This window comes from Micromonospora sp. NPDC050397 (genome assembly GCF_044901685.1).
GTDB lineage: Bacteria > Actinomycetota > Actinomycetes > Mycobacteriales > Micromonosporaceae > Micromonospora_G.
The window spans coordinates 91,020-106,638 of the sequence record NZ_JBJDPS010000007.1 but is presented as its reverse complement, the minus strand read 5'-3'; the positions used below and the strand labels follow the sequence as shown (position 1 = coordinate 106,638).

15 protein-coding genes are annotated in these 15,619 nt (G+C 72.0%); 9 read left to right on the top strand and 6 right to left on the bottom strand.

All coding sequences use genetic code 11. The features are described from left to right. Window positions 1-75: 75 nt before the first annotated feature. Window positions 76-417 carry a hypothetical protein gene (locus ACI2K4_RS23600; protein WP_404514196.1) on the top strand — a complete coding sequence of 114 codons (342 nt, stop codon included), beginning with the start codon at window positions 76-78 and terminating at the stop codon, window positions 415-417. A 146-nt stretch (window positions 418-563) separates the two neighbouring features. On the opposite strand, the gene ACI2K4_RS23595 is transcribed toward ACI2K4_RS23600, so the two are convergent. Beyond that, window positions 564-1,058, bottom strand: a complete 495-nt coding sequence (locus ACI2K4_RS23595) for an FBP domain-containing protein (protein WP_404514195.1) — start codon at window positions 1,056-1,058, stop codon at window positions 564-566. A gap of 83 nt (window positions 1,059-1,141) precedes the next feature. On the opposite strand from ACI2K4_RS23595, the gene ACI2K4_RS23590 reads away from it, so the two are divergent. From ACI2K4_RS23590 to ACI2K4_RS23565, 6 genes are all read left to right on the top strand, one after another. Continuing rightward, window positions 1,142-1,711 carry a TetR/AcrR family transcriptional regulator gene (locus ACI2K4_RS23590; protein WP_404514194.1) on the top strand — a complete coding sequence of 190 codons (570 nt, stop codon included), beginning with the start codon at window positions 1,142-1,144 and terminating at the stop codon, window positions 1,709-1,711. A gap of 256 nt (window positions 1,712-1,967) precedes the next feature. Further along, a complete protein-coding gene (locus ACI2K4_RS23585) occupies window positions 1,968-2,360 on the top strand; it encodes a YybH family protein (protein ID WP_404514193.1) in 393 nt (130 codons plus the stop codon). Between the two features lie 391 nt (window positions 2,361-2,751). Further along, window positions 2,752-3,882 carry an ABC transporter substrate-binding protein gene (locus tag ACI2K4_RS23580; protein ID WP_404514192.1) on the top strand — a complete coding sequence of 377 codons (1,131 nt, stop codon included), beginning with the start codon at window positions 2,752-2,754 and terminating at the stop codon, window positions 3,880-3,882. A gap of 6 nt (window positions 3,883-3,888) precedes the next feature. Next, window positions 3,889-4,818 carry an ABC transporter permease gene (locus ACI2K4_RS23575; protein WP_404514191.1) on the top strand — a complete coding sequence of 310 codons (930 nt, stop codon included), beginning with the start codon at window positions 3,889-3,891 and terminating at the stop codon, window positions 4,816-4,818. Beyond that, entirely contained in the window at window positions 4,806-5,630 is an 825-nt protein-coding gene (locus ACI2K4_RS23570; RefSeq protein ID WP_404514190.1) for an ABC transporter permease, read from the top strand. The genes ACI2K4_RS23575 and ACI2K4_RS23570 overlap by 13 nt, the downstream gene beginning before the upstream one ends. Further along, a complete protein-coding gene (locus ACI2K4_RS23565; RefSeq protein ID WP_404514188.1) occupies window positions 5,627-6,724 on the top strand; it encodes an ABC transporter ATP-binding protein in 1,098 nt (365 codons plus the stop codon). Before ACI2K4_RS23570 ends, ACI2K4_RS23565 begins: the two co-directional genes overlap by 4 nt. Before the next feature lie 51 nt (window positions 6,725-6,775). On the opposite strand, the gene ACI2K4_RS23560 is transcribed toward ACI2K4_RS23565, so the two are convergent. Then, a complete protein-coding gene (locus tag ACI2K4_RS23560; protein ID WP_404514187.1) occupies window positions 6,776-7,687 on the bottom strand; it encodes an NADP-dependent oxidoreductase in 912 nt (303 codons plus the stop codon). Window positions 7,688-7,869: 182 nt separating this feature from the next. Here ACI2K4_RS23560 and ACI2K4_RS23555 point away from each other — a divergent pair, with 182 nt between their 5' ends. Then, window positions 7,870-9,153 (top strand): hypothetical protein, encoded by a 1,284-nt coding sequence (locus tag ACI2K4_RS23555; RefSeq protein WP_404514186.1) that lies wholly within the window; start codon window positions 7,870-7,872, stop codon window positions 9,151-9,153. An 88-nt stretch (window positions 9,154-9,241) separates the two neighbouring features. Here ACI2K4_RS23555 and ACI2K4_RS23550 read toward each other — a convergent pair whose 3' ends face one another. The 4 genes from ACI2K4_RS23550 to ACI2K4_RS23535 are packed head-to-tail and all read right to left on the bottom strand — an operon-like array spanning window position 9,242 to window position 14,755. Then, complete coding sequence (locus ACI2K4_RS23550; RefSeq protein ID WP_404514185.1) at window positions 9,242-10,069, bottom strand: SWIM zinc finger family protein; 828 nt, start codon at window positions 10,067-10,069, stop codon at window positions 9,242-9,244. Further along, on the bottom strand, window positions 10,066-12,897 hold the full coding sequence (locus tag ACI2K4_RS23545; RefSeq protein WP_404514184.1) for a DEAD/DEAH box helicase: 2,832 nt from the start codon (window positions 12,895-12,897) through the stop codon (window positions 10,066-10,068). The genes ACI2K4_RS23550 and ACI2K4_RS23545 overlap by 4 nt, the downstream gene beginning before the upstream one ends. Then, on the bottom strand, window positions 12,894-13,721 hold the full coding sequence (locus ACI2K4_RS23540) for an ABC transporter permease (RefSeq protein ID WP_404514183.1): 828 nt from the start codon (window positions 13,719-13,721) through the stop codon (window positions 12,894-12,896). Before ACI2K4_RS23540 ends, ACI2K4_RS23545 begins: the two co-directional genes overlap by 4 nt. Further along, window positions 13,718-14,755, bottom strand: a complete 1,038-nt coding sequence (locus ACI2K4_RS23535) for an ATP-binding cassette domain-containing protein (RefSeq protein ID WP_404514181.1) — start codon at window positions 14,753-14,755, stop codon at window positions 13,718-13,720. Before ACI2K4_RS23535 ends, ACI2K4_RS23540 begins: the two co-directional genes overlap by 4 nt. Window positions 14,756-14,850: 95 nt before the next feature. Here ACI2K4_RS23535 and ACI2K4_RS23530 point away from each other — a divergent pair, with 95 nt between their 5' ends. Beyond that, window positions 14,851-15,606 carry a TetR/AcrR family transcriptional regulator gene (locus ACI2K4_RS23530; RefSeq protein WP_404514180.1) on the top strand — a complete coding sequence of 252 codons (756 nt, stop codon included), beginning with the start codon at window positions 14,851-14,853 and terminating at the stop codon, window positions 15,604-15,606. Window positions 15,607-15,619 lie beyond the last annotated feature (13 nt).

Genomic DNA, 15,619 nt, shown 5'->3' with positions numbered 1-15,619 from the left:
AGAGGAAGGGGCCCTTCCTAACACTGGAGCGGGGCGGGGCGCCGGCCGGGTGGGGCATGGTGAAGAATGGCCGGGGTGGAAGCCCTTCGCCTGGTGTTGCTCTATGTCCACCTGATCGGGTTCGCGGTCCTGCTCGGCGGTTCGATCGCCCAGTACGTCAGCGGCGTACTCCGGATCAACCCCGCGATGCTCTGGGGCGCGGTCATCCAGCTGGTCTCCGGTCTGGGGCTCGCCGCACCGCTGCGCGACGGTGACGAGCCGTCGCCGGCCAAGCTTGCCACCAAGCTGGTGATCGCACTGATGATCTTCGTGATGGTTTTCTTCTCCCGCAAGCGGGACGCCGTCAACCGGGGGCACTTCATCGGGATCATCGTGCTCACCCTGGCCAACGCGGCGGTCGCGGTCTTCTGGCGCTGACCACCGGACTGGCCTCCAGGTCGCGGCCGACGAAGCTACTCGACCACCCGGTCCGGGTCGTAATTGGCCGGGCTACTCGACCACCGGACCCGGATCCTAAACGGCCGGGCTACTCGACCACCGGACCCGGATCCTAAACGGCCGGGCTACTCGACCACCCGGTTGAGGAAGCCGGCCAGGTTGGTCGTGGTCCGCCCGACCTGCTCCACCAGCGTGAGCGACTCGTGCATCCGTCCGCCCGGCCCGGCCTGCTTCCTCCCGCGCAGGTAGAGCGAGCAGGACAGGTCGGCGCAGATGTAGAGGCCCACCGAGTTGCCCTGCTGCCCACCTCGCCCCGCCTTACGGGCGGTCATCAGCGAGACCCCGCCGCCGGTGTGGGTGGTCAGGCAGAGCGAGCACATGTTGCGCCGGGCCCGGCCGGCGTGCGCCGAGGCCAGCCGCAGGGCCACGCCCACGATTCCGTCGCCGGATTCGGCGACCAGGTACGCCCGCTGCGGCGCGGCGGGGTCGCGCCACCCGAAGAAGTCCAGGTCATCCCAGGGGCGGGTGGCCAGGTCCCGGGGCAGGGCCAGGCGCTGCGCCTCGCCCCTGGTGCAGTTGACGAACGACGCGCGGATGTCGCGCTCGGTGAGGGGTACCATAGCCAGGAAGCTACACCTGATAGCGAGTTCCGGCGAATCATTATGTTTTAACCTAGGAGATCTAGTTTAAGGGAGGCTGGCAGATGGCACGTGCGGGGGTGACCGCCGAGCGCCTGACCCGTGCGGCGGCAGACCTGGCCGACGAGGTCGGCTTCGAGAACGTGACCGTCTCGGCACTCGCCCGCAGCTTCGGCGTGAAGGATGCGAGCCTGTACTCGCACATCAGGAACGCGCAGGACCTGAGGGCACGGGTCGCGGTACTGGCGCTCGCCGAACTCGCCGACCTCGCCGCCGCCGCGCTGGCCGGGCGCGCAGGCAAGGACGCGCTGGTGGCGTTCGCGAACGCCTACCGCGACTACGCGAAGGAGCACCCCGGAAGGTACGCCGCGATGCAGGTCGAGCTCGACCCTGAGACGGCCGAGGCGAGTGCGGCACGCCGCCACTCGGACATGACCCGGGCGATTCTGCGCGGCTACCAGCTCTCGGAGCCCGACCAGACCGACGCCGTACGTCTCATGCACAGCACTTTCCACGGGTACGTAAGCTTGGAGAGGTCGGGCGGGTTCCGCCATCACCCACGGGCGGCGGACGCCTCGTGGTCCAGGTCCCTGGACGCGCTGGATTTCCTCCTCGCCAACTGGCCACCAGCCTGACCCCCACCACCGGCGACCGCCAGCCCGGCGCCACCGCCAGCCCGGCGCCACCGCCAGCCCGGCGCCACCGCCAGCCCGGCGCCACCGCCAGCCCGGCGCCACCGCCAGCCCGGCGCAACTGCCGGGCCGGCGCAACTGCCGGGCCGGCGCCACCGCCAGCCCGGCGCCACCGCCGGCCCGACGCAACTGCCAGGCCATCGTTGGGATTGCCGGCATTCCGGGCGCGGGCGCCCGGTCGCGTGCTTGGCTCACAGGCATGGAGCGAGCAGGGGTGAGCGACTGGGTGGCGGCGTACCAGCGGATCTGGCGGACATCGGGCACCGAGGCGCTCGCCACGATTTTCACCGAGGACGCGACCTACCGGCAGGCGCCGTACCACGAGCCGGTGCGCGGGTTGCCGGCGATCGCCCAGATGTGGGAGGCGCAGCGCGAGGGGCCGGACGAGGTGTTCGCGATGACCAGCGAGGTGGTCGCGGTCGACGGCGACACCGCCGTGGTACGCGTACAGGTGCGGTACGGCGATCCGGTCACCGAGGAGTTCCGCGACCTGTGGATCGTGCGTTTCGCCGACGACGGTCGTTGCCGCGAATTCGAGGAATGGCCTTTCTGGCCACCGGGTCAGCATTCGTCGCCACCCGGCCAGAACTGATTTCGCCCACCCTTTCGGCGCGCTCGACCGACGGGTCGAATCATTTGGGCAACCGACGACAGAGCTGATCGATTTCAGACAGGCCCATACCGACGCCAAAACAAACGATCAGCATTGATGCTCTTCACGACCCTGTCGGCAGCCGCAGCGCGCACGCCAGCGGCGCCCGTTTCCGGACAGGCCGGGGTAGTACACACCCATATCGCTCATCCCGCCATCACCGGCGCCGATCGTTCGACTGGATAGCGCCATACGTTCACCGGAGCGTCGATTTACCCCCGTGATCACAGGATTACGGACGTGCATGATGTTCCACGCCAGTCACGAGCGTACAAGCCGAAATCGCGCGGTCCGTGCTGGTCGAACGCCGCGTCGGCTAGAAGGAGGAAATGTGCGAATCTCTGTTGCCCGAACAGTTGCCCTACTGGCCGCGTCCACCACGGCGCTGGCCATTGCCGCCTGCTCGCCCCCGGAAAAGGAAAGCGCCGCTTCGAACAGCGACGCGGCCAAGGCGGTCAGCGTGAGCGACTTCGGCGGGCTGGACAAGCTCGTCGCGGCGGCCAAGGACGAGGGGCAGCTCAACGTCATCGCGCTGCCGCCGGACTGGGCCAACTACGGCGAGATCATCAAGGCGTTCACCACCAAGTACGGCATCAAGGTCAACTCGGCCCAGCCGGACGCGTCCAGCCAGGACGAGATCAACGCGGCGAACCAGCTCAAGGGTCAGGCCACCGCGCCGGACGTGTTCGACCTCGGTGGCGCGGTCGCGTCGGCGAACACCTCGCTCTTCGCCCCGTACAAGGTCGCGACCTGGGACGACATCCCGGCCGCGCTCAAGGACGCGAACGGCACCTGGGTCAACGACTACGGCGGCTACATGTCGATCGGCTACGACGCGAGCAAGGTGCCCGCGCCGCAGAGCGTCGCCGACCTGCTCAAGCCGGAGTTCAAGGGCAAGGTCGCGCTCAACGGCGACCCGACCCAGGCCGGTGCGGCGTTCAGCGGTGTGGCGATGGCGGCGCTCGGCAACGGCGGCTCCGCGGACGACATCACCAAGGGCGTCGACTTCTTCAAGCAGCTCAAGCAGGCCGGTAACTTCCTGCCGGTCGACCCGACCGCGACCACAGTCGAGTCGGGCCAGACCCCGGTCGTCATCGACTGGGACTACCTGAACGTCGCCCAGGGCGCCAAGCTCCAGGGCAAGATGGACTGGAAGACCGTGGTCCCGGCGAACGCGGTGGTCGGCTCCTACTACGTCCAGGCGATCAGCAAGGACGCCCCGCACCCGGCCGCCGCGCGGCTGTGGCAGGAGTTCCTCTACTCCGACGAGGGCCAGAACCTCTGGCTCGGCGGTGGCGCGCGCCCGGTCCGGGCCGACGCGATGGTCAAGGCCGGCACGATCGACCAGGCCGCGTACGGCAAGCTCCCCACCACCAGCGGCGAGCCGGTGTTCCTCACCGACGCGCAGACCACGAAGGCCAAGGAGAGCCTGGCCGCGAACTGGGCGAAGGCAGTGGGCTGAGCGACGATGACCGTCGTCACTCCACACCCGGACCCCGTGGCGCCCGCGCCCGGGGTCCGGCCCGCCCCGGCCCGTCGGCGCCGGGCCAGCCTGCCGGGTCGTGACCTGCTCGGCGTCGTCCCGTTCTTCACGTTCATCGTGCTGTTCCTGGCGATCCCCACCCTGGTGGTGGTGATCGGCGCGTTCACCGGCGACGGCGGCGGCTTCACCCTCGACAACCTGTCTGCGGTCGGCACCTCCTACATCCTGGAGGCGTTCGGGCGCAGCATCCTGCTCTCCGCCGTCACCGCGCTGGTCGGCGCCGTGCTCGGCGGGCTGCTCGCGTACGCGTTGGTCACCGCGAAGCCGGACGGCCTGCTGCGCCGGGTGGTCACCTCGGCGGCCGGGGTGCTCGCCCAGTTCGGCGGGGTGACCCTCGCGTTCGCGTTCCTCGCCACCATCGGACTGAGCGGCTTCGTCACGGTGTTCCTGCACGACCAGCTCGGCGTCGACATCTACGCCCACGGGGTGTGGCTGTTCGAGATGCCGGGGCTGCTGCTCGTCTACACCTACTTCCAGGTGCCGCTGATGGTCATCGTCTTCCTGCCCGCCCTGGACGGCATCCGTCCGCAGTGGCGCGAGGCGGCGGAGAGCCTGGGCGGCTCGACCTGGCAGTACTGGCGGTTGGTGGCGATGCCGCTGCTCGCGCCGCCGTTCCTCGGTTCGGCGCTGCTGCTGTTCGCCAACGCGTTCTCGGCGTACGCGACCGCCGCCGCGCTGGTCAGCCAGGGCAGCCCGATCATCCCGCTACAGATCCGGGGCGCCCTCACCAGCGAGGTCATCCTCGGCCAGCAGAACCTGGGCAAGGCCATGGCCCTCGGCATGATCGTGGTCGTCGCGCTGGTGATGTGGCTCTACGCGGTGCTACAGCGAAGGAGTTCGCGATGGCTGGGGTGACCCGCCGCCGGGCCCGGCGCCAGCGGGCCTTCCGTTGGACGATCGTCACCCTGCTCGGCATCTTCTTCCTGCTGCCGCTGCTGGCGATGCTCGAGTTCACCACCCGGGGCCCGAACGACACGCGGACCCTCGAGACCTGGAAGCTGCTGGTCGACTGGCGGCAGCTCGGCGAGACGTACCCGGACCTGTCGACCGGGGTCACCAACTCGTTCGGGCTGGTCCTGCTGACCGTCGCCCTCACCCTGCTGCTGCTGGTCCCGACCGTGGTCTGGGTACGCCTACGACTGCCCCGGGTCCGCCGGCTGGTGGAGTTCCTCTGCCTGCTGCCGCTGACCATCCCGGCGATCGTGCTGGTGGTCGGTCTGGCCCCGGTCTACGCCTGGGTCACGTACTTCCTCGGCGGCTCGCCGCTCACGCTCACCTTCGCGTACACGATCCTGGTGCTGCCGTACGCGTACCGGTCGCTCGACGCCGGGCTCTCCGCGATCGACGTACGGACGCTGGCCGAGGCGTCGCGCAGCCTTGGCGCGAGCTGGGCCACGGTGATCTGGCGGGTGGTGCTGCCGAACATCCGCTCGGCCGTGCTCTCGGCCGCCTTCCTCACCGTCGCGCTGGTGCTGGGTGAGTTCACCATCGCCTCGCTGCTCAACCGCAGCAACCTCCAGGTCGCGATCAACCTGGTCGGCAAGAGCAGCGCCCCGATGTCGGTGGCGGTCTCGCTGACCGCGCTGGTGCTCGCGTTCGTCCTACTGATGCTCCTGTCCCTCGTCGGCGGCGGCCGGCGGCGCACTTCCCCGAAGGAGACCCGGTGACCGGTACGACCAGCGTCGCCGCCGCCCCCGGCGCCCGCGACGGCGCCCGGCAGGGCGTCACGGTACGCCTCGAATCACTGCACCGCCGGTTCGGCAACACGTCCGCGCTGGACGGGCTCGACCTCGAACTCGCACCCGGCGAGATGGTCGCCCTGCTCGGCCCCTCCGGCTGTGGCAAGACCACCGCGCTGCGGGTGCTCGCCGGGCTGGAGGAGGCGGACTCGGGCCGGGTGCTGGTGGACGGTGAGGACATCACCGAGCGCCCGGTGAACCGGCGCGGCATGGGAATGGTGTTCCAGGCGTACAGCCTCTTCCCGCACCTCTCCGCCCGGGAGAACGTGGAGTTCGGACTGCGGCTGCGCGGGCGCCCGGCGGCGGCCCGGCGGCAGCGGGCCGCCGACATGCTCGACCTGGTCGGCATCGGCATGCACTCGGCGAAGTATCCGCACCAGCTCTCCGGTGGCCAGCAGCAGCGGGTGGCGTTGGCCCGCGCGCTCGCCATCGAGCCCCGGGTGCTGCTGCTCGACGAGCCGCTCTCCGCGCTGGACGCCAAGGTGCGGGTCCAGCTCCGCGACGAGATCCGGCGGATCCAGATCGAGGTCGGCACCACCACCCTCTTTGTCACCCACGACCAGGAGGAGGCGCTGGCGGTGGCGGACCGGGTCGGCGTGATGCGCGGCGGCCGGCTGGAGCAGTTGGGGCCGCCGTCGGAGATCTACCTCCGGCCGGCGAGCGCGTTTGTCGCGGACTTCGTCGGGCTCAGCAACCGGCTGCCCGGCCGGCTCACCGCCGACCGGGTGGAGGTGCTCGGCAGCACGCTGCCGCTGGTCGAGCCGGGCGAGGCCCCGGCCGATCCGGGGGCGCCGGTGACCGCGCTGGTCCGCCCGGAGGCGGTCGACCTGGTCGCGGACCCGGAGGGCACCGGTCGGGTGCTCGCGGCGAGCTTCCTCGGGCCGATCAGCCGGGTGACCGTCGCGATGCAGGACGAGACGCTGGTGGTGGCGCAGGTCTCGAGCGCCCGGCTGGCCGACTACGCCCCGGGCACGGCGGTCCGGGTCGAAATCCAGCCGGCGCCGGTGGCACTGGCGAACTGACCGCACGGGTGGTGGGGACGTACCGGAACGGATGCGTCCCCACCACCCGCGTCAGTCGATGGTGATCACCACCTTGCCCCGGCCGTGCCGGCTCTCCACCTCCCGGTGCGCGTCCGCCGCCCGCTCCAGCGGAAAAGTCCTGCGTACGTGCAGCCGCAGCTCGCCGCGTTGGTGCAGGTCGACGAGTTCGGCGAGGCGGGCGGCCGAGCGCAGGGCGGGCGTCACCCGGATGCCGAGCGCGTCGGCTCGCGCGTGTTCGACCAGGGTGAGAATGCGGCTGCGGTCCGGGACCAGTTCGAGCGAGACCCGCAGCGCGTCACCGCCGGCCCCGTCCAGCGCCGCGGTGACCCCGGTCGGCGCGAGCGCCCGGACCCGGTCGGCCAGGCCGTCGCCGTACGTGACCGGGAGTGCGCCGAGCCCGCGCAGGTAGTCGTGGTTCTCCTCCCGGGCGGTGCCGATGACGGTGGCTCCCCGGAGCCGGGCGAGTTGCACCGCGACGGTGCCGACCCCGCCGGCCGCCGCGTGCACCAGCAGTACGTCACCCGCTCCGACGGCCAGCGTATCAAGGGCGATGTGGGCGGTCTGCGCTCCGGCGGTGAAGCCACCCGCGACCGTCCACGGCAGCGACTCGGGCTTCGCGGTGATCTGGTCGGCCGGGATCACCAAGTATTCGGCGTAGCAGTTGAGCTGTCCGAAGCCGAGCACCTCGGCACCGACGGTCACCCCGGTGACGCCCTCGCCGACCTGGTCGACGGTGCCGGCGAACTCGTTGCCCGGCACCCGTGGCAGGTCGCCGGTGATCCCGGGCGGCGTCCAACCGCCCCGCAGCGCGCAGTCGTACGGCTGCACGCCGGCCGCCCGCACCCGGACCCGGACCTGTCCCGCGCCCGCCTGTGGGGTCTCCAGTTCCATCAGCCGGAGCACCTCAGGCCCGCCGAATTCCGTGAACGCCGCAGCCCTCATCGATCCATCCCCTCGTACGTCGGAGTACGAAGTCTCCAACCTCAACGATTGTTGAGGTCAACCCTTTTCTCGTGACCGGCCGCACCGACCGGGCAGACATCGATCGTTGACGACGGGCTCGGGGCGTGGTCTGATCCGTTCGCGAATATCCCTCGCTTTCGATGAATCAGCAGGGAGGACAGATGTCCATGTTCCGTCGTACCGCGCTCGTGGTCGCGCTCGTCGCGACGCTGAGCTCGGTCGATGCGCTCTCGGCCACCGCCACCCGAAGCGGCGCCGCCGCCAGACCGGTAGCCGAGATCGCCGCCCTACCGACCGCCGCGGTCGCGCTCGGCGACAGCTTCGTCAGCGGCGAGGGCGCCGGCGCGTACACCTCGGTGACCGACGTCAACGGCGTGGCCCAGGGCTTCCCGGGCTGGTCCGCGCCGAACAACAACGCGTTCTTCTGCCACCGGTCGGCCAACGCGTCGCTCAACCAGGCCAACCTCCCAGGCATCCAGGCCCGGTTCAACCTCGCCTGCTCCGGCGGCCAGCCGTACGACATCGCCACCGCCTCGAACAACCGGACCAAGGGCCGGGCGGTGCCGGCGCAACTCGACCAGCTCCGCGCGGTGGCGCAGACCCACGACATCGACCTGGTGCTGATCGGTCTCGGGTCGAACAACAGCTCGTTCACCTTCGGCGACGTGGCGTCGAAGTGCGCCAACCGGTTCGTCGCCGACGCCTGGACCGGCTGGTGGGAGTTCTGGGCCTACCTCGGCGGCCCGGTCGAGCAGGCGCCGTGCAGCGCGGGCGACCTGGCCACACCGGCCCAGATCAGCGCCGCCACCGCCGAGACGACCAACGCCGTACGGCAACTGCTCGGCACGTTGGACCAGATCGACCCCGACGGGCAGCACCGGATCGTCTTCCAGGACTACACCAACCCGCTCCCGTTCGACCTGGAGTCCAGGTTCCACGAGGAGGACGGGCGCGACGACAGCCGGGACAAGTTCCGTGACCTGGGCGCCGAGCGGTACGCGGGCGGCTGCCCGATCCACCGGGCCAGCCTCGCCGCCGGTCACCTCTTCTCCGGCAACCTCGGCACCCTGGTCCAGTCGGTCACCAACACCATGCGGGCCGAGTTCCCCGGCGACGACCTGGTCTACCTCAACGTGCAGCGGGCCTTCGACGGCGCCCGGCTCTGCGAGAGCGCGAACAGCCCCACCGGCACCCTGGCCACCCCGATCCGGCTCCAGGACGGGCCGACCGGGAACCCGCTGACCAGCCTCTCCGGCTACGACAAGATCGCCATCCAGCGGATCGCCAACGCCTGTGTGTCGTACTTCCAGACCTGCCAGGAGTCGTGGCACCCGAACGCCGCCGGACACGCGGTGCTCGGACAGTGCCTGGCCGGAGCGGCTGTGACGCCGAACCGGACGGTTGCCTGCGTACGCAACGGCAACGGCTCGATCAGCGTCTCCTGACCCGGCACCGCCGCCTCCCACCGGGCTCGGCGGGAGGCGGCGGCCGGTCCGGTCAGCCCGGGATCAGCTCGACGGGTCGGTTGTCTACTCACATTGCGCGCAACTCCCGCGCCCGGCGCGCCGCGTCGGCGACCAGCCGCCGCAGCACCGCCGGCTCCACCCCGGGCCCGGGTACGACCGTCGGCAGCAACCCGTCCGGGTCCAGCTCCGGCAGCTCCGGCCGGACCTGCGGCAGCTCCGCCACCGGCCCGGCGAACGCCGCCACGGCGTCGACGCCGACCGGCGCCACCGGCACCGACGGGTCCACCACCGGCTGCCGGCGTAGGTCGCCGAGGAGCTCACCCGGTCCCCGACCGCGCAGAAGCAGCAGCACGAACGGGTCGGTGTCGATCAGCCACGCCGCCTGGTAACAGAGTGCCGCCGCGTGCCGGCAGGGGAACTCCCAGTCCGGGCAGGAGCAGTGCGGTTGCAGGTCGCCCAGGCCCGGCAGCAGCCGTACGTCGACGTCCTGGGCCGCCTCGACCAGCTCGTGCGGCACGTCCCCGTCGAGCAGGGCGGCGAGATGACCGGCCTTCGCGGTGATCGCACCGAGCAGGCGGTCCCACCGCGCCCCGTCCAGCCGCTCGACCTCCACCACCGTCCGGTACGCGTCACCGTCGTCGCCGTACACCGTCGCGGCGAGCCGCCCCGGGCTGACCGCGATCGAGCCGACGTGTCCCCCGTACGCGAACCTCCGGCCCTTGCGGAGCTGGATGGTGTCCAGCGCGGTCTCCTCCATCGCCCGCAGCCAGGCCCGTCCCCACCACGACCGGGCGAACCGCGGTACCCGGGTCATCCCCTTCGGGAACGCCGGAAAGCCCAGCACCTCGGTCCGGGCCGGATCCACCGCGCCCTTGGTCTCGTCGCCCCGGCTCACGCCGCCCCCCGGTCCCGCAGCGAGACCAGGTCGGCCAGCTCGTCGTCGGTCAGCTCGGTGAGCGCCGCCGCCCCACCGGCCAGGACCGCCTCGGCCAGTCCCCGCTTCTCCGCGATCGTCCGCGCGATCAGGTCCTCCACCGTGCCCTCCGCGATCAGCCGGTGCACCTGCACCGGACGGGTCTGCCCGATCCGGTACGCGCGGTCGGTCGCCTGCTCCTCCACCGCCGGGTTCCACCACCGGTCGTAGTGCACCACGTGATCGGCCCGGGTCAGGTTGAGACCGGTGCCGGCCGCCTTGAGCGAGAGCAGGAAGACCGGGATCTCGCCGGCCTGGAACCGCGCCACCAACTCCTCCCGCCGGTTGACCGCCGTGCCGCCGTGCAGCAGAGCGGTGGTGATCCCCCGCTCGGCGAGATGTTCTTCGAGCAGTCGGGCCATGGCGACGTACTGGGTGAAGACCAGCACCGCCCCGCCCTCGGCGAGGATGGTATCCAGCAGTTCGTCGAGCAGTTCGAGCTTGCCGGAGCGACCGCGCAGCCGGGGCCGCTCCTCGTCCAGGTACTGCGCCGGGTGGTTGCAGATCTGCTTCAGCGCGGTGAGCAGTGCCAGCACCAACCCGCGCCGGGCCATGCCGGTGCTGTCCCGGATCCGGTCCAGGGTCTCCCGGACCACCGCCTGGTAGAGACCGGCCTGCTCCGGGGTGAGCGTGACCGGCTGGTCGGTCTCCGTCTTGGCCGGCAACTCCGGGGCGACGCCCGGGTCCGACTTGCGCCGCCGCAGCAGAAACGGTCCGACCAGTCGGGCCAGCCGGTCCAGGTCGGCGGCCCGACCGTCCGACCGTACCCACCGCTCCCGGAAGTCGGGCAGCGGTCCGAGCAGCCCCGGGGTGGTCCAGTCGAGAATCGCCCACAGCTCGGTGAGGTTGTTCTCGACCGGCGTCCCGGTCAGCGCCACCCGGGACCGGGCGTCGATCGTGCGCAGCGCCCGCGCGGTCTCCGAGGCGGGGTTCTTCACGTGCTGGGCCTCGTCCGCGACCACCAGACCCCAGTCCTGTTCGGCCAGCCGGGCGGCGTCCAACCGCATGGTGCCGTACGTGGTGAGCACAAAACCGTCGGCGTCGTCGAGCTCCCGGGCACTGCCGTGGAACCGGCGTACGGCCACCCCCGGGGCGAACCGCCGGACCTCCCGCTCCCAGTTGCCCAGCAGCGAGGCCGGGCAGACCACCAGGGTCGCACCGGCCGTCGCCGCCTCCCGCTGCCGGTGCAGGTGCAGCGCGATCAGGGTGACGGTCTTGCCCAGCCCCATGTCGTCGGCGAGGCAGGCGCCGAGACCGAGCGAGGTCATCCGGACCAGCCACCGCAGCCCGCGAAGCTGGTAGTCGCGCAGGGTCGCGGCCAGCCCGTCCGGCGCGGCCAGCACCTCGGACCCGCCGTCGGGGTCGGCGACCCGTCGGCGCAACTCGTCCAGCCAGCCGGTCGAGCCGACCGCCACCTGCCGCCCGTCCACGTCGACGGTGCCGGTCAGCGCCGCCGCGAGCGCCGCCACCGGGTTCATCGGCGGCAGGCTCCGCTGCCGGGCCCGCCGGGCGATCTCCGGGTCGACCAGGACCCACCGGCCGCGCAGCCGGGCGACCGGCCGGTGTGCCTCGGCCAGCGCGTCCAGCTCCGCCCGGGTCAGCACCGCGCCGCCGAGCGCCACCTGCCAGTTGAACTCCAGCATCCGGCCGTCGCCGAAGAGTCCGCCGGTGCCGGCCGGCGGTTGCCGGCGGGCGTCGCCGAGCACGGCGCTGCTGTGCAGGTCGGCGACGAGTTCGCGGGGCCAGTGCACGGCCACCCCGGCCGCCGCCAGCCGATCAGCGCCGCCGCCGAGCAGTTCGGTGACCTCGTCGTCGTCCAGCACCAGGGTGTCCGGCACCGCCTCCTCCAGCAGTCGCAGCAGCGCCGGGAAGACCCGCCCGGCCCGGCGCAGCGCGAGCGTGGTGTCGGTGCGCGCGCTCTCCGGCCGGTCGATCCGGGGACCGGCTCCGGCCGGCTCCCAGAGGGTACGGGCGTCGACCAGCGACCCGGCATCCGTCTGCTCGAACACCTGCAACACCGCGCGCAACGGGTTGCCGCCGACGTCGTCCGGGTCCGCCTCGACCCGCAGCGACAGCCGGATTCCGGTGTCCACCGCCGCGACCTCGCCGGCCCAGTCGACCAGTTCGGGCACGGCTCGGGGCGGATCGGCGGCGTACGGACCCGTTCCGTCCGGCGTACGGGGCAGGGCGTCGGCGACCGCGTCGAGGAACCGGCGTACCAGCGTGGTCGCGTCCGGCAGCCGCGCCGGCTCCGCCGCGGGCACCGGAACGGCGCGGGCGGCGGGTGGCATCGCGGCACCGAGGGCGGCGATCCGGTCCAGGTCGGGCGGGTCCAGCGGACCGACCCGCCAGGCGTCGTAGCCGGACGGTGCGATGCCCGGGACCAACCGACCCCGGCCGACCATGTGCAGCGCCTCGTCGGCTACCGCGCCCCAGAACACCGCCGTCGGGTGCGAGTCGTCGCCACCGCGCCGGGCCCGCAGCAGCAGCGGCAGGGCGTCGCGGACCGGAACCCGGCGGACCGGGACCGTACGCGGCGAGAGCCCGGCCCGGTCCGGCACGAGCAACTCCACCTGCCCCGGCTCACCGACCGGCTCCGGTTCACCCTCGACGCTCCAGAACACCACGGTCGCGCGGCGGGGCGGGTCGGCCGGCTCGAACAGCACCGCGCACCGGGGCAGGGCGACCGGCGGCCGGCCCGGCCCGGTCGGGCCGACCACCTCCGGTGCGGCTTGCAGGCTGTCGGTCACGCGCCGAGCCCACGGTAGCGGCGTACGGCGAGCGGGAAGAAGACCACGACCAGCAGGGTAGGCCAGACGACCGCCATCAGCAGGGCGTGCTGCGCGATCCAGGAGTCGCCGCCCACACCGGGGTTGCCGAAGAGTTCCCGGGTGGCGGCGACGGTCGAGGAGAGCGGGTTCCACTCGGCGATCGCCCCGAGCCAGCCCGGCATGGTGGCCGGCGCCGAGAAGCTGTTGGAGAGGAAGGCCAGCGGCCAGACCAGGATCTGTACGGCGACCAGCGCCTCCGGCCCCTTGGTCAGCAGTCCGAGGTAGATGCCGACCCAGAGCAACGCGAAGCGGAGCCAGAGCAGCAGGCCGATCGCAGCCGCCGCGCGGGCCGTCCCCTGATGCCAGGACCAGCCGACGGCCAGCCCACAAACGATCATCAGGGCCAGCCCGGCGATCGAGTTGAGCAGGTCGGCGGCGCCGCGTCCGACCACCACCGCCGAGGGCGCCATCGGCATCGACCGGAACCGGTCGGTGACTCCCCTGGTCGCGTCGGTGGCGACCGCGGCGAACGTCGTCTCCAGCCCGAAGACCATGGTCAGGGCGAACATGCCGGGCAGCAGGAATTCGCGGTAGTCGCCGCCGCCGGGCACGGTCATCCCGCCGCCGAGCAGGTAGCCGAACATCAGCACGTTCAGCACCGGGAAGAGCAGCCCGATGGCGATCTGCCAGGGCTGGCGGGCCCAGTGGGACAGGTCGCGCCGGGTGATGGTCCAGCCGTCGGCGACCGCCCAGCGCAGGCGACCGGGAATGGAGCGGGTCGGCGGCGGGGCGAGGGCCGTCACGCGGTCACCTTCTTCTTGTCGGAGGTTTCGGGGGCCTTCCCGCCGCTGGTTTCGGGGGCACCGGTGCCGTCGGGCGGGTCGGTGTGGACGGCGGGGTGACCGGTCAGGTGCAGGAAGACCTCGTCGAGGGTGGGCCGGCGCAGCACGATGTCCTCGGCCTCGACCCCGGCGGTGTCGAGTGCCCGGACGACGGCGGTGAGCGCGGCCACCCGGTCGACCACCGGGGCGCTGACCCTCCGGGTGTCCGGGTTGACCTCGGGTGCCGCGTCGGTGACACCGGCGATCACCGACGCGGCGATCGGCACCCGGTCGGCGGCGCGGACCACCACGTCGATCCGGTCCCCGCCGAGCCGCGACTTGAGCTGGTCGGTGCTGCCCTCGGCGATGGTCCGACCGTGGTCGACGACGGAGATCCGGTCGGCCAACTGGTCGGCCTCGTCCAGGTACTGGGTGGTGAGCAGCACGGTGGTGCCGCCGGCCACCAGGCCGCGTACGGCCTGCCAGACCTCGGCCCGGCTGCGCGGGTCGAGCCCGGTGGTCGGCTCGTCGAGGAAGAGCACGGCCGGCGCGAGGATGAGGCTGGCCGCGAGGTCGAGTCGTCGACGCATCCCGCCGGAGTAGCGGGAGACGGGCTTGTCGCCGGTGTCGGCGAGCCCGAACCGGTGCAGCAGGTCGTCCGCCCGACGCCGGGCGGCCGACGCCGGCAGGTGGTAGAGCCGGCCGAACATGACCAGGTTCTGCCGGCCGCTGAGGATCTCGTCCACGGCGGCGTGCTGGCCGACCAGGCCGATCCGGGTGCGTACCGCCACCGGGTCGCGGACCACGTCGTGACCGGCGACCCGGGCCTGGCCGGCGTCGGGTCGCAGCAGCGTGCTGAGGATGCGTACGGCGGTGGTCTTGCCGGCGCCGTTCGGCCCGAGCAGGCCGTGCACCGTGCCGGCCTCGACGGCGAGGTCGAACCCGTCCAACGCGGGTCGCCCACCGTACCGCTTGACCAGTCCCTCGACCTGTACGGCCGCCGCTGGTGCCGCCATCCTGACCCCCTAGAATCGTACGGTGTACGGAACGCCGACCGTACACCGTACGGTTGGCGGGTGCCAACCCGATCGAGAGCGCCCTGGGAGCGGAGATGACCACCGAGTACACCGGCGGCGGGGACCCGGCCCGCAGCATCGCCCTGCTCTGGCGGGGCACCGAACGCCCGGCCCCCCGGACCGGGCTGACCGTGGACCGGATCGTCGACACCGCGATCGCGCTGGCCGACACCGACGGTCTGGCCGCGCTCTCCATGCGCAAGCTGGCCGAACGGCTCGGCGTCGGGGTGATGTCGCTCTACACCTACGTGCCGAGCAAGGCCGAGCTGATCGACGTCATGCTCGACACGGTGCTGGGGCGGATGGAGCGGCCGGAACCGGTCGACGCGGAGTGGCGTACCCGGCTGGAGCAGATCGCCCGGGAGAACCTGACCACCTACCAGCGGCATCCGTGGATGCTGGAGGTCGCGGTGCAACGCCCACCGATGGGCCCACACCTGATCGCCAAGTACGACTACGAACTACGCGCACTGGCCGACCTCGGGCTGACCGAGGTGGAGATGGACTCGGTGCTCACCCTGCTGCTCGGTTACGTCGCCGGGGCGGCCCGGGGCGCGGTCGAGGCCGACCTGGTGCGACGGCGTACCGGGATGACCGACGAGCAGTGGTGGGAGGTCCAGGCACCACTGCTCGCCGAGGTGCTCGACCCGGACCGCTACCCGGTCGCGAGCGCGGTCGGCAGCGCGGCGGGCGAGGCGAACCAGGGCGCGTACGAGCCGACCCGGGCGTTCGAGTTCGGCCTGCAACGGGTGCTCGACGGGATCGAGGTCTTCGTCCGCCGTACCCCGTGACCGTGCGGGCCGC